The organism is Sphaerisporangium sp. NPDC051011 (genome assembly GCF_040653595.1).
Lineage (GTDB): Bacteria > Actinomycetota > Actinomycetes > Streptosporangiales > Streptosporangiaceae > Sphaerisporangium.
The window spans coordinates 201,882-214,670 of record NZ_JBFAGG010000013.1; the positions used below are offsets into that span (position 1 = coordinate 201,882).

At 71.4% G+C, this 12,789-nt stretch carries 14 protein-coding genes; all 14 read left to right on the plus strand.

All coding sequences use genetic code 11. The features are described from left to right. Positions 1 to 99 precede the first annotated feature (99 nt). The 14 genes from pgsA to yajC all read left to right on the plus strand — a co-directional run bounded on the left by pgsA (position 100) and on the right by yajC (position 12,730). Positions 100 to 699, plus strand: coding sequence for a phosphatidylinositol phosphate synthase (gene pgsA / locus AB0H21_RS28595; RefSeq protein WP_358522615.1), 600 nt, complete (start codon positions 100 to 102; stop codon positions 697 to 699). Positions 700 to 759: 60 nt separating this feature from the next. Beyond that, a complete protein-coding gene (locus tag AB0H21_RS28600; RefSeq protein ID WP_358522463.1) occupies positions 760 to 1,662 on the plus strand; it encodes a phosphatidylinositol mannoside acyltransferase in 903 nt (300 codons plus the stop codon). 7 nt (positions 1,663 to 1,669) lie between these two features. Continuing rightward, entirely contained in the window at positions 1,670 to 2,815 is a 1,146-nt protein-coding gene (locus AB0H21_RS28605; RefSeq protein WP_358522465.1) for a glycosyltransferase family 4 protein, read from the plus strand. Between the two features lie 5 nt (positions 2,816 to 2,820). After that, positions 2,821 to 3,357, plus strand: a complete 537-nt coding sequence (locus AB0H21_RS28610) for a hypothetical protein (RefSeq protein ID WP_358522467.1) — start codon at positions 2,821 to 2,823, stop codon at positions 3,355 to 3,357. 180 nt (positions 3,358 to 3,537) lie between these two features. Then, a complete protein-coding gene (locus tag AB0H21_RS28615) occupies positions 3,538 to 4,551 on the plus strand; it encodes a DUF3048 domain-containing protein (protein ID WP_358522470.1) in 1,014 nt (337 codons plus the stop codon). Between the two features lie 128 nt (positions 4,552 to 4,679). Continuing rightward, entirely contained in the window at positions 4,680 to 5,594 is a 915-nt protein-coding gene (gene pdxS / locus AB0H21_RS28620; protein WP_358522473.1) for a pyridoxal 5'-phosphate synthase lyase subunit PdxS, read from the plus strand. Between the two features lie 119 nt (positions 5,595 to 5,713). Further along, positions 5,714 to 7,213 (plus strand): alkaline phosphatase D family protein, encoded by a 1,500-nt coding sequence (locus tag AB0H21_RS28625; RefSeq protein WP_358522475.1) that lies wholly within the window; start codon positions 5,714 to 5,716, stop codon positions 7,211 to 7,213. A 234-nt stretch (positions 7,214 to 7,447) separates the two neighbouring features. Next, complete coding sequence (gene pdxT / locus AB0H21_RS28630; RefSeq protein WP_358522478.1) at positions 7,448 to 8,056, plus strand: pyridoxal 5'-phosphate synthase glutaminase subunit PdxT; 609 nt, start codon at positions 7,448 to 7,450, stop codon at positions 8,054 to 8,056. A gap of 3 nt (positions 8,057 to 8,059) precedes the next feature. Continuing rightward, positions 8,060 to 8,809 (plus strand): YebC/PmpR family DNA-binding transcriptional regulator, encoded by a 750-nt coding sequence (locus tag AB0H21_RS28635; RefSeq protein WP_358522481.1) that lies wholly within the window; start codon positions 8,060 to 8,062, stop codon positions 8,807 to 8,809. Positions 8,810 to 9,318: 509 nt separating this feature from the next. Next, positions 9,319 to 9,651: a sterol carrier protein domain-containing protein gene (locus AB0H21_RS28640; protein WP_358522484.1), complete on the plus strand. Its 333-nt coding sequence runs from the start codon at positions 9,319 to 9,321 to the stop codon at positions 9,649 to 9,651. Positions 9,652 to 9,766: 115 nt separating this feature from the next. After that, on the plus strand, positions 9,767 to 10,300 hold the full coding sequence (ruvC, locus tag AB0H21_RS28645) for a crossover junction endodeoxyribonuclease RuvC (protein WP_358522617.1): 534 nt from the start codon (positions 9,767 to 9,769) through the stop codon (positions 10,298 to 10,300). After that, entirely contained in the window at positions 10,297 to 10,917 is a 621-nt protein-coding gene (gene ruvA / locus AB0H21_RS28650; protein ID WP_358522486.1) for a Holliday junction branch migration protein RuvA, read from the plus strand. The genes ruvC and ruvA overlap by 4 nt, the downstream gene beginning before the upstream one ends. A gap of 9 nt (positions 10,918 to 10,926) precedes the next feature. Beyond that, positions 10,927 to 11,976: a Holliday junction branch migration DNA helicase RuvB gene (gene ruvB, locus AB0H21_RS28655; protein ID WP_358522488.1), complete on the plus strand. Its 1,050-nt coding sequence runs from the start codon at positions 10,927 to 10,929 to the stop codon at positions 11,974 to 11,976. Positions 11,977 to 12,361: 385 nt separating this feature from the next. Next, a complete protein-coding gene (yajC, locus tag AB0H21_RS28660) occupies positions 12,362 to 12,730 on the plus strand; it encodes a preprotein translocase subunit YajC (RefSeq protein WP_358522491.1) in 369 nt (122 codons plus the stop codon). Positions 12,731 to 12,789: the final 59 nt, after the last annotated feature.

Consider the following 12,789-nt stretch of genomic DNA (forward strand, 5'->3'; position numbering starts at 1 on the left):
CTCCGGCACGGGTCAACGCACCCGATTTCGCACGTCAGGGGCCGCCTCATCAGGTCTCGTTCGAATCTCGTGCCCCAGGTGTCCTACGATCGGACCGCGATGTTGAAGCTCCTGCGCCCCGCCGTCACCCGCGCGCTGACCCCGTTGGGCCAGGCGCTGGCCCGCCGGGGGATCAGTCCTAACGTCATCACTGTCATCGGCACGCTCGGCGTGGCGGCGGGAGCTCTGGGCTTCTACCCCCGCGGGCAGCTGTTCCTGGGCACGGTCGTCATCACCGTGTTCGTCCTCGCCGACCTGCTGGACGGTGTGCTCGCGCGGATGCTCGGCACCACCAGCACCTGGGGGGCGTTCCTCGACTCCACCCTGGACCGCGTCGGCGACGCGGCGATCTTCTCCGGGCTGATCCTGTGGTTCATGTCCACGGGCGACACGGTCCTCGCGTGCGTCGCGCTGTTCTGCCTGGTCGCCGGCGCCGTCGTCTCGTACGCCAAGGCGCGCGCCGAGGGGCTCGGCCTGACCTGCGACGTCGGCCTGGCCGAGCGGTCCGAGCGGCTGCTCGTCGTGCTGGTCGCCGCCGGGCTGTCGGGCCTCGGCGTGCCGTACATCCTGGCGGCGGGGCTGTGGCTGCTCGCCGCGGCCAGCGCGTTCACCGCCGGGCAGCGGATCCTCCACGTTTACCGCCAGACGGTGCCAACATGAACGTACGGCGTTCTTCACGCGACGTAGGACGTCTCACGACTTCTGGGGGTGAGCCTCGCATTGGCTGATCGGCTCGTGGTCTGGGCCTTCCACCTCGGCTGGGTCCTGGTGCCCAGGGTGCCCGAGCCGGTGGCCAGGTGGGCGTTCCAACTCATCGCCGACCTGATGTGGCGGCGTCAGGGCAAGTCCGTCCGGCGCCTGGAGTCCAATCTCGCGCGCGTGACGGGCAAGGACGCCGCCGACCCGTCCGTGCGCGACCTCAGCAAGGCCGGCCTGCGCTCCTACTTCCGCTACTGGATGGAGGCGCTGCGCCTGCCCGTGATCGGCAAGGAGCGCATCCTCGCCGGCATGCGGGTCGAAGGCGGGGACAAGATCTTCTCGACGATCGCCTCCGGCAGGGGCATCGTGCTGGCCCTGCCGCACATGGGCAACTGGGACCTCGCCGGCGCCTGGCTGATCCACAGCGGCCACCCGTTCACCACGGTCATGGAGCGGCTCAAGCCCGAGTCGCTGTACGAGCGGTTCGTCGCGTTCCGCGAGAGCCTCGGCATGGAGGTGCTGCCGCTCACGGCCAAGGGAGGCGGCACCGCGCACGCCTTCGGCACGCTCGCCCGGCGGCTGCGCGAGGGACGCGCGATCTGCCTGCCCGCCGAGCGCGACCTGACCGAGAAGGGCGTCGAGGTCGACTTCTTCGACGGCAGGACGCGCATGGTCGCGGGCCCCGCCCTCCTGGCCCTGCAGACGGGCGCGCCGCTGCACCCGGCCACGCTGTGGTTCGACGGCGACGGCTGGGGGTTGCACATCCACGACGAGGTCCCCGTCCCCGCCGAGGGCTCCCGGCAGGAGAAGATCGCGGCCATGACCCAGGCCATGGCGCGCGCCTTCCAGGAAGGCATCACCGAGCACCCCGAGGACTGGCACATGCTGCAGCGCATCTGGCTGGACGACCTGGAGCCCCGGTGACCGCCCCATGAGGGTCGGCATGGTGTGCCCCTACACCTGGGACGTGCCCGGCGGCGTGATGGCGCACGTCCGCGACCTCGCCGAGGCGCTCATCGCCGACGGTCACCACGTCTCGGTCATTGCCCCCGCCTCCGACGACGCGCCGCTGCCGTTCTACGTCACCTCCGCCGGCCGCGCCGTCCCTGTGCCCTACAACGGCTCGGTGGCGCGCCTGGCGTTCGGCTTCCTGTCGGCGGGCCGCGTGCGCAAATGGCTGCGCGAGGGACGTTTCGACGTCCTGCACGTGCACGAGCCCGCCGTCCCGTCGGTGGGCCTGCTGGCCTGCTGGGCGGCCCGCGGCCCCATCGTGGCCACCTTCCACGCCTCATACCAGCGCTCGCGCGCGGTGTCGGTCACGGCGCCGGTGCTGCACACCGCGCTGGAGAAGATCACCGGCAGGATCGCCGTGTCCGACGCCGCACGCAAGACCCTGGTGGAGCACATGGGCGGCGACGCGGTGCTGATCCCCAACGGCGTCACGGTGAGCCGGTACGCGCAGGCCGAGCCGCTGCCGGGCTGGGGTCCCGACGGCGGCGTGATCGGGTTCCTCGGCCGCATGGACGAGCCCCGCAAGGGCCTGCCGGTGCTGCTGGAGGCCTTCACGCTGCTGGCGCCGGAGCGTCCGGGGCTGCGGCTGCTGGTCGCCGGGCCGGGCGACGCCGACGAGGTGCTGTCCAAGGTGCCCGCGGCGCTGCGCGACCGGGTCGGCGTCCTCGGCATGGTCAGCGAGGAGGACAAGGCCCGCGCCTACCACTCCGTGGACGTCTTCTGCGCGCCGAACACCGGCGGCGAGAGCTTCGGCATCGTCCTCGCCGAGGCGATGGCGGCGGGGGCGACCGTGCTGGCCAGCGACATCCCCGCCTTCCGCAAGGTGCTCGGCGAGGGCCAGGCGGGCGCGCTGTTCGCCACCGGCGACGCCGGGTCGCTGGCCCGCGAGGCGGCCGCCCTGCTGGACGCCCCCGAGCGGCGCGCCAAGCTCTCGGACGAGGCCCGCGTGGCCGTCCGCAGGTACGACTGGTCGACCGTGGCCCGCGACGTCGTCCGCGTCTACGAGACCGTGGCGGCGACGGGCTCCGGCGGCGTGGAAGAGGAGCAACGCGGGGCCGTCCTGTGAACACGATGACCATCGTCTTGCTGGTCGGCGCGATCATCGCGCTGGCCGCCGTCTACATCTCCTGGAGGGCCGGGCGGCTGGACCGCATGCACATCCGCCTGGAGACCGCCCGGGCGGCGCTGGACGCCGCGCTGATCAGCCGCGCCGCCGTCTGCATGGAACTGGCCGCGTCACGGGTGCTCGACCCCGCGACCAGCCTGGTTCTGGCCGCGGCGACGCACGAGGCCCGCACCGCGGGGCCGGACGAACGCGAGCACGCCGAGAGCGACCTGTCGCGCACCGTCAGGGCGGTGATGGACCAGGAGCGCTTCCGGGAGCGCCTGGCCGAGGCCCCCGGGGGAGCGGCGCTGGTGGCCGAGCTGGACACCGCCGTCACCAAGGTGATCTACTCGCGCCGGTTCTACAACAACGCGGTGGACGTGACCCGGCGCGCCCAGCGCCGCTGGCTCGCGCGCACCCTGCGCCTGGCCGGCCACACCGACCCGCCGTCCTACTTCGAGATCGACGACGCCGAGCCCGCCTCCTTCGCCCAGCAGACCTGAACGAGCGCCCGGCCGCGGCGCCGCGCGCGCCCGGGAGACGGTGGAGCGTTCCGCCGCGTACGGGGCCAGAGGAGCGCCAGAGACGCGAGTGACGCGACTCGTCTGATCTCGTGTATCAGCGGTGTCCGCCGTAGGTAAGCTTCGTGGCATTTCCAGGAGAAATCGGGAGGAGCCGCAGCTATGCCAGCAAAACGGGTGATCGGCGTCGCCCTGGCAGGGGCGGCCCTTCTGGCGCCCGCCGTGGCCTGCTCGTCCTCCGGTGGGGCCACGCCGGCGTCCCAGCAGACGGCGCCCGCCGACCTGGCGTCCTCGTCGCCCGCCCCGCCGCCGGAGCACCCGTTCACCGGGCAGCCGGTGGCGAGCCGTAGGCCGGTGCTGGCCGTGAAGATCGAGAACACGGCGTCCGGCAAGCCGCAGCTCGGCCTGCGCAGCGCCGACCTGGTGTTCGTCGAGCAGGTGGAGGGCGGCCTGACCCGCCTCATGGCGATCTTCTCCTCCAAGATGCCGGCGAAGGTCGGGCCCGTCCGCAGCGCCCGCATCTCCGACCTGCACCTGCTCCCGATGTTCGGCAAGCCCGCGCTGGCCTACTCCGGCGTGCAGACCAAGATGATCCCGCTGGTCAGGGAGGCGTCGCTGTTCGACGTCTCCGACAGCGCGGACCCGGGCGCGTACTTCCGGCAGCCGGGACGCGTGGCGCCCTACAACCTGTTCGCCGACACCAAGAAGCTGCTGGCGGGCGCGCCCAAGGCGACCAAGGCCCGCGACATCGGCTTCGAGTTCGGCGACGCCCCGGCGGGCGGGGTACCCAAGAAGAGCTTTACCGTAAAATATCCGGCGGCCCGGTTCACCTTCACCTGGTCCGCGGCGCAGAAGCGCTGGCTGGTGGCCCAGGACGGCAAGCCGGACATGGCTGCCGAAGGCGGTCAGCTCGGCGCGCCGACCATCGTGGTCCAGTACGCCAAGACCACCCGCTCGCAGTTCCACGACTTCACCGGCAGCTACACGCCGCTGATCCAGACCACAGGCACCGGCAAGGCCGTCGTCCTGCGCGACGGAAAGGCCTACACGGCCAAGTGGTCGCGCGGCTCGGAGAAGACGGGCACCAAGTTCACCACCCCGGACGGCGAGCCGATGACGTTCGGCCGGGGCCAGGTGTGGGTCGTCCTCGCCGCTCCCAAGCCCGTCCAGCCCTGAGCCCGCCCGCGGGTCGTACGGCTTGTCCAAAAATCGGCGTCACTTGTGACGATCGGTAGCGTCCAGGCGGACGCTGATCAGCGCCTACCATGGACCTGAACCCATTGTCGCCCTCGTGAGGTAAGACCGTGTCCAGCAGCACCCCCGAAGTGACCGACCCCGCTGTCACCGGCACCGCCCGTGTGAAGCGTGGCATGGCCGAGATGCTCAAGGGTGGCGTCATCATGGACGTCGTCACGCCCGACCAGGCCAAGATCGCCGAAGACGCCGGCGCGGTGGCCGTCATGGCCCTTGAGCGTGTGCCGGCCGACATCCGCGCCGAGGGCGGCGTGTCGCGCATGAGCGACCCCGACATGATCGACGGCATCATCCAGGCCGTCTCCATCCCCGTGATGGCCAAGGCCCGCATCGGCCACTTCGCCGAGGCGCAGGTCCTGCAGGCCATCGGCGTCGACTACGTCGACGAGTCCGAGGTGCTCACCCCCGCCGACGAGGCCAACCACATCGACAAGTGGGCCTTCACCGTCCCCTTCGTCTGCGGCGCCACCAACCTCGGCGAGGCCCTGCGCCGCATCTCCGAGGGCGCGGCGATGATCCGCTCCAAGGGCGAGGCCGGCACCGGCAACGTCGTCGAGGCCACCCGCCACATGCGGCAGATCCGCGGCGACATCAAGCGCCTCGCGTCCCTGGACGAGGCCGAGCTGTACGCAGCCGCCAAGGAACTGCGCGCCCCGTACGAGCTGGTCGCCGAGATCGCCAAGTCCGGCAAGCTGCCCGTCGTGCTGTTCACCGCGGGCGGCATCGCCACCCCGGCCGACGCCGCGATGATGATGCAGCTCGGCGCCGAGGGCGTGTTCGTCGGCTCCGGCATCTTCAAGTCGGGCGACCCGGCCAAGCGCGCCGCCGCGATCGTCAAGGCCACCACCTTCTACGACGACCCCGACGTGATCGCCAAGGTCTCCCGCGGCCTTGGCGAGGCGATGGTCGGCATCAACGTCTCCACCCTTCCCGAGGCCGACCGCCTGGCCACGCGCGGCTGGTAGGGGCTCCCGTGGCGCGGCCTCCGTATGGGGCCGCGCCAAAGAGGCATCGCCAGAAATATCCCCTCTGACCTGGGATTCCCTATGCCTGGCGTTTGCTGTGAATAGTCGATGATCGTCATGTGATCGACAGGCGATCGTTCCTCGTGCTGGGGCTGGCGTCCGGAATGCCACCCCTGCGGGTCTCCTATGGGGACCCGTTCACGCTGGGCGTCGCCTGCGGCGATCCCGCGCCCGACGGTTTCGTCATCTGGACGCGGCTCGCGCCCACGCCGCTGGCCGAGGACGGTCTCGGCGGGATGCCGTCCGCGCCGGTGACGGTCTACTGGGAGGTGGCCACCGATCCGGCCTGCGCGCGGGTCGTCCGGCGCGGCACCGAGGAGGCCGTGCGCGAGTGGGCGCACAGCGTGCACGCCGAGGTCGCCGGTCTGGAGCCGGGCCGCGAGTACTGGTACCGCTTCAAGGCGGGCCAGTACGTCTCGCCGATCGGCCGCGCGCTGACGGCCCCGGCTCCGGCGTCGCTGCCCGGCGCGCTGCGCATGGCCGTGACCTCCTGCGCCAACTACCAGCACGGCCACTTCACCGCCTACGGCAGGGTGGCCCAGGAGCGTCCCGACCTGGTGCTGCACCTCGGCGACTACATCTACGAGTACGGCAAGGGCGAGATGCCGTGCCCGGGCGGCAACCCGCGCGAGCACGAGGGGCCCGAGGCACGCACGCTCACCGAGTACCGCCGCAGGCACGCCCTGTACAAGACCGACGCCGACCTGCGGGCGGCGCACGCGGTCGCGCCGTGGCTGCCGATCATGGACGACCACGAGGTGCGCAACAACTGGATGAGCCTGCTGCCGGCCGAGCGGCGCGAGGCCGCGTTCCAGGCGTACTACGAGCACATGCCGCTGCGCCGCACCGCCGTGCCGAAGGGCCCGGCCATCAAGCTGTTCCGGCGCGTGCGCTGGGGGACCCTCGCCACGATCCACCTGCTGGACACCCGCCAGTACCGCGACCCGCTGATCTGCGGGGCCTCTTTCCAGGAGTGCCCGGAGTCGCGCGTGGAGAACCGCACGATCACGGGGGCCGAGCAGGAGCGGTGGCTGCTGGCGGGCTTCCGCGAGTCCAAGGCGCTGTGGGACATCATCGGCCAGCAGGTCTTCTTCGGACAGCGCGACAAGCACACGAGCGGCGAGAAGAAGGTGCGCCAGGACTCCTGGGACGGCTACTCCGCCTCCCGCACCCGGGTCACCCGCGGCTGGGTCGACGCCGGGGTGCGCAACGCCATCGTGCTGACCGGCGACGTCCACTCGCACTGGGCGGGGGACCTGGCCCTCGACTACGACGACGAGTCCTCGCGCCTGGTCGGCACCGAGCTCGCCGTCACCTCGATCAGCAGCGGCGGCGACGGCCACGACCACGACCGGGCCAGGGACGCCCTGCTGGACAAGAACCCCCATCTGAAGTTCCACCTGAGGCGCCGCGGATACCTCATGGTGAAGGTGACGCCCACCGCGGTCGTCGCCGACTTCAAGATCCTGCGGTACGTCAGCACGCCCGGCGCCCCCGCCCTCACGGCCGCGACCTTCGAGGTGCCCGACCAGGTCCCCGGACTCCTGCGCCAGCCCTGAGTCCGCCTGGCGTCCCGGGCCTCCGGCGGGGGAAGCCCTGGGCGGTTTGGGACGTTGTTCCGCATGGCCCTACGCTTTTGACGCGCGCCGCATCCGCCGCGTCCGGGGCCTTCGAGGACGACCGCCGGCAGGTGACGGCCGCGAGGGGCCGTGTCCGCCGTGTCCACCATGTCCGCCGCGTCCCCGGAAACGACCAGCGGGCGACGACCCGTGCAGTGAGGGGAAGGAACCACGGTGACCTCTGCGCCGACCACGACGACCACGCCGACGATCGGCGTGCTCGCCCTTCAGGGCGACGTGCGTGAACACGCCCGCTCTCTGGAGGCCGCCGGAGCCAGGGCCGTCGCCGTGCGCCGCCCGGCCGAGCTCGACGCCGTGGACGCGCTGATCATCCCGGGCGGTGAGTCCACCACCATGTGGAAGCTCGCCGAGGCCTTCGAGCTGCTCGAACCGCTGCGCGTGCGCATCAAGTCCGGCATGCCGACCTACGGCTCGTGCGCGGGAATGATCATGCTGGCCGACCGCATCGAGGGCGGCATCGAGGGCCAGCAGACGATCGGCGGCATCGACATGGTGGTGCGCCGCAACGCCTTCGGCCGCCAGATCGACTCTTTTGAGGCATCCTTGGATTTCGCGGGCCGCGGTTCGCTGCGAGCCGTCTTCATCCGCGCCCCATGGGTCGAATCCGTGGGCGAGGACGTCGAGGTGCTGGGGTTGGCCGAGCCTGGGGATAGGATCGTCGCGGTCCGGCAGGGACCTCTGCTCGCGACGTCCTTCCACCCCGAGCTGACCGGGGACACGCGGGTTCATTCGTATTTTGTCGAGATGGTGAGGGAGCTCTAGCCGATGTCCGGCCACTCCAAATGGGCGACGACGAAGCACAAGAAGGCCGCGCTCGACGCGAAGCGGGGCAAGCTTTTCGCCAAGCTCATCAAGAACATCGAGGTGGCGGCCCGGACCGGTGGTCCGGACCCGGAAGGCAACCCGACCCTTTACGACGCCATCCAGAAGGCGCGTAAGAACTCCGTGCCGATCGAGAACATCGAGCGCGCGCGCAAGCGCGGCGGCGGCCTGGAGGCGGGCGGCGCCGACTGGCAGACCATCATGTACGAGGGGTACGCCCCCGGCGGCGTGGCGGTGCTGGTCGAGTGCCTCACCGACAACCGCAACCGCGCCGCCTCCGAGGTCCGCGTGGCCATGACGCGCAACGGCGGTTCCATGGCCGACCCCGGCTCGGTGTCCTACATGTTCAACCGCAAGGGCGTCGTGATCGTCCCCAAGGGTGAGCTGGCCGAGGACGACGTGCTGGCCGCGGTCCTGGACGCCGGAGCCGAAGAGGTCAACGACCTCGGCGAGTCCTTCGAGGTCGTCTCCGAGGCCGGTGACCTGGTCCCGGTCCGCAAGTCGCTCCAGGACGCCGGCATCGACTACGACTCGGCCGAGAGCAGCTTCCTGCCCACGCTCAGCGTCCCCCTGGACGAGGACGGCGCGCGCAAGGTGTTCCGCCTGATCGACGCCCTCGAGGACAGCGACGACGTGCAGAACGTCTACGCCAACTTCGACGTCAGCGACGACGTCCTCGCCAAGCTCGACTGACCCTGTTCGGGGCGCGGCGGTGTTCTGGAGGAGGGAGGAAGGGTGAGGAGCGAGCCCTTCCGAGTGACGACGGAAGAACACCGCCTGAAGTGCGCCCCGGACACGCGGCCATAGGTACCGCCTGACCACGCCGGCGGGCCGCCTGAAAAGGGTTCGACCCGTTCCGGTGGTCCGCCGTAGGTTTGTCGGTCGTGGAGATCCGTGACCTGACGGCCGACGACCTCTCGGTGCCGTGCTGGACAACCGCAAGCGGGTGTTCGGTCCCTCCCGGGCTGGTAGCGTAGCGCCGCGGCTGGCTCCGGTGTAGCCGTCCCTGTCCAAAGGCCGCTACCTCGGGTCTGCGGTGACGACCGCCTGGTAGACGCGCAGGATCAACGACTACGAGCAGTGGGGGCATGGCCATTGCCTGTCGATGGACGGCATCGTGAGCGTCACCATCGTGCCCCGAGATCGCAGGGATGACGACGACTTCGCTGACCTCCTAGAAACGGCTACCGGATTCGCCTGCAATGCTTTGGCTTCATCTTCAGGCACTGGGGAACGGCTACCCGGCCGGGGTGTCCGCCGACACCCTTGTCGAGGTGGCCGACCCGCAGCGCCCCGCCAACTCCGGGGCCTGGCGTCTCACCATCGCCTCGGGCCGCGGCCAGGCCGTGCGGGCCACCGCGTCCGAGGGCGGCGACGTCCCGCGCCTCACGATCGGCGGCTTCTCGGCCCTGTTCGCCGGGGTCCAGGCCGGCAGCGTGCGCCGCGCCGGGCTGCTGTCGGGAGGCACGGCCGGCTCGGACGATCTCCTCGGCGCCGCCTTCGCCGCCAAGCCCTACATGATCGACTACTTCTGAGCCCGGCCGCGTGTCCCTGGGTGCGCCGCCGCGCCCGCCGGGGTAGAGTTCGGGGCCGAACATGTGTTCGGCGATCTGGGGAGGCGTGCCGGTGCGGCTACCGGAGCTCAGGGTGATGGGGGTCGACCCCGGGCTCACCCGCTGCGGCCTCGGCGCCGTCGAGGGCCGCGCGGGCGCACCGCTGTCGCTGGTCAAGGTCGGCGTCGCCCGCACCCCCGCCGGGGACGACATCGGCGCCCGCCTCGTCGCGATCGAGGCCGAGATCGAGCGCTGGCTCGACGAGCTCAGGCCCGACGCCGTCGCGGTCGAGCGGGTCTTCAGCCAGAGCAACCTGCGCACGGTGATGGGCACGGCCCAGGCGTCGGCCGTGGCCATCGTCTGCGCCGCCCGCCGCGGGCTCCCCGTCGCCCTGCACACCCCCTCCGAGGTCAAGGCCTCCATCACCGGCTACGGCAACGCCGACAAGGCCCAGGTCGGCGCCATGGTCACCCGCCTGCTCCGCCTCGACGCCATGCCCAGGCCCGCGGACGCCGCCGACGCCCTCGCGCTCGCCATCTGCCACATCTGGCGGGGCGGCACGCAGAACCGCCTGGCCGCGGCCGTCGCCAAGGCGAAGGCGGCCGCGACGTCCGCGAAGGGAACCCCGTGATCGCCTCGGTCTCCGGCCGCGTCGCCGCCCTCGCCCCCGACTCTGCGGTCGTCGAGGTCGGCGGCGTCGGCGTCCTGGTCCACTGCACGCCCGCCACGCTCGCCACGCTGCGCCCGGGGGAGCAGGCCCGGCTCGCCACCTCCCTGGTCGTCCGCGAGGACTCCCTGACGCTCTACGGCTTCGCCACCGACGACGAGCGCGTGGTCTTCGAGATGCTCCAGACCGCCTCCGGCGTCGGCCCGAGGCTGGCGCTGGCCATGCTCGCCGTCCACGCGCCGAACTCCTTGCGGGTCGCCGTCGCGAGCGCCGACGTCAAGGCCCTGACCATGGTGCCGGGCATCGGCCAGAAGGGCGCCCAGCGCATCATCCTGGAGCTCAAGGACAAGCTCGGCACGCCGGACCAGGCCGTGGACGCCGCGCTCAACGGGCGAGCCCGGCGGCAGATGTGGCGCGAGCAGGTGCACGCGGGCCTGGTGGGCCTCGGCTACTCCTCCAGGGACGCCGACGAGGCGATCGCCGCCGTCTCGCCCCAGGCCGATGCCGAGGAGGCCGCCGGCCGCGTGCCGGAGGTCGCCACCCTGCTGAAGGCGGCCCTGCGGGCCCTGAGCGTGCGATAGGGGCCCGCGATGAGCCTGGACAGAGATCTGGTGTCGCCGGACGCCGAGGGCGACGAGCGGGCGATCGAGTCGGCGCTGCGGCCCAAGCGGCTGAGCGAGTTCATCGGCCAGAGCCGGGTGCGTGAGCAGCTCTCCCTGGTGCTGCAGAGCGCGCTGCGCCGCGAGCGCCCGCCGGACCACGTGCTGATGAGCGGCTCGCCCGGCCTCGGTAAGACCACCCTCGCCATGATCATCGCGGCCGAGCTCGGCATGCCCCTGCGCCTCACCTCCGGGCCCGCCCTGGAGCGCGCGGGCGACCTCGCGGCCATCCTCTCCACGCTGTCGGAGGGCGAGGTCCTGTTCATCGACGAGATCCACCGCATGGCCCGCCCCGCGGAAGAGATGCTCTACCTGGCGATGGAGGACTTCCGCGTCGACATCGTGGTCGGCAAGGGCCCCGGCGCCACCGCCATCCCGCTGGAGATCGCGCCCTTCACGCTGGTCGGCGCCACGACTCGCGCCGGGCTGCTGCCCGCGCCGCTGCGCGACCGCTTTGGCTTCGTCGCCCACATGGACTTCTACGACGTCGAGGAGCTCGAGCAGGTGCTGCGCCGGTCGGCGAGCCTGCTCGGGCTGCGGCTCCCCGACGAGGCCGCCCACGAGATCGCCCGCCGGTCGCGGGGCACGCCCCGCATCGCCAACCGCCTGCTCAGGCGGGTCCGCGACTTCGCCGAGGTCCGCACCGACGGTGTCATCAGCCGCGACATCGCCTCGGCCGCGCTCAACCTGTACGAGGTGGACGCCGAGGGGCTCGACCGGCTCGACCGGGCCGTCCTCGGCGCGCTGCTGCGCAAGTTCGGCGGCGGCCCCGTGGGTCTGTCCACCCTGGCGGTGGCCGTCGGCGAGGAGCCCGAGACCGTCGAGGTCGTCGCCGAGCCGTTCCTCGTCCGCCAGGGGCTGCTCGCCCGCACCCCCCGGGGGAGGGTCGCCACCGCCGCCGCCTGGGCCCACCTCGGGCTCACCCCTCCGCCGGACGTGTTCGGGGCCCCGGGCCTGCCGGCACTTTTCGAAGATCCCTGATACGGGGGGTTTCTGACAGGCGTCTTTACAGCGACTCCGAGGCCCCCGGCCGCGCGCGTGCGGCCTCCCGCCCCTGGTGAAGCCCGTCCCGGCGGGTGAACGCCCTGCTCCGGACGCCGTCCCCGTCCCCGGGCGGAGGCGGTCCCGAAAGTTTCAAAATCGTCGTATCGGCTGGTCACAGATCGGCTACAACGGGAACTTTCCTGCTCGCTAGAGCGTGGGTTCGTTGCCGGGCTTTGACAAGCTCGCCTAAACTCCGTGGCTTGGCTGGCCGTGTACGCTGACATGATCAGTGTGCTGCCGTGCCCATCGCCTCCAGACCTCCGGCGCCAGGCCGGTCAGTCCTTAACCGGAAGGAAGCCCCGTGCAGGGCCTTGGATCGTTCGTGCCACTGATCTTGCTGGTCGTGGTGTTCTACTTCCTGCTCATCCGCCCGCAGCGCAAGCGGCAGCAGGAGCAAGTGCAGATGCAGAGCAACCTGACGCCCGGCACCCGGGTGATGACCACGACCGGCCTGTTCGCCACCGTCTCCGCCGTCGAGGACGACGACCTGATCCTGGAGATCGCGCCCGGCGTCCAGACCCGCTGGATCAAGGCCTCCATCGGCCGCGTGGTCACTCCGGTCGAGGAGACGGTGGAAAATGAAGACGGTGAAGACGGGACCCCGGGCGTTCGGGACTCCGTAACCGATGAGACGGTGAACAACGCCCCGGAACGCCGGGGAGACGAGGGCTCGACTAACACGAAGTCCTGAGTAGGCTCACGGCAAACCCCTCTTGACGAAAGAACTGACCACCAGTGGCCCCATCGACC